Here is a 435-nt window from a genome sequence, read left to right on the forward strand (position 1 = left end):
TACATGAGTGGTGGAGCTATGCGGGATCGAACCGCAGACCTCCTGCGTGCAAGGCAGGCGCTCTCCCAGCTGAGCTATAGCCCCATCATGTGTCGATACGTTTTTGTCCAAATCAGTTGATTACAACACGAAGAAGTAATCTTTTCTAATCAAGGAAGAATATTGCGAAGTTTGCACTAAGCAAATGAGCAGGATTCTAACGAAGAGTAGAAGAGATTTGGTGGGTCTGAGTAGACTTGAACTACCGACCTCACGCTTATCAGGCGTGCGCTCTAACCAGCTGAGCTACAGACCCATTTAAACTGGTTATTCTACTTTATTGCTGCTCCAATTCTGCGAGTCTCGCGCCTCATGTACTTTACGTACACTTCGTTGTTCGATTCTCAATTGGTTTGCACTAAAGCAAACTACCTGCGTTTAAACGTTTTATTCAAA

Annotated in this window: 2 tRNA genes; both read right to left on the reverse strand. The window is 44.8% G+C overall.

The features are described 5' to 3' along the window. Positions 1 to 8: 8 nt before the first annotated feature. Positions 9 to 84, reverse strand: a tRNA-Ala gene (locus AC1EU0_RS19200). Between the two features lie 134 nt (positions 85 to 218). Continuing rightward, positions 219 to 295: transfer RNA gene (locus AC1EU0_RS19205), tRNA-Ile, on the reverse strand. Between the last annotated feature and the right edge of the window lie 140 nt (positions 296 to 435).

The organism is Parashewanella sp. 2210YD4-3, assembly GCF_056591735.1.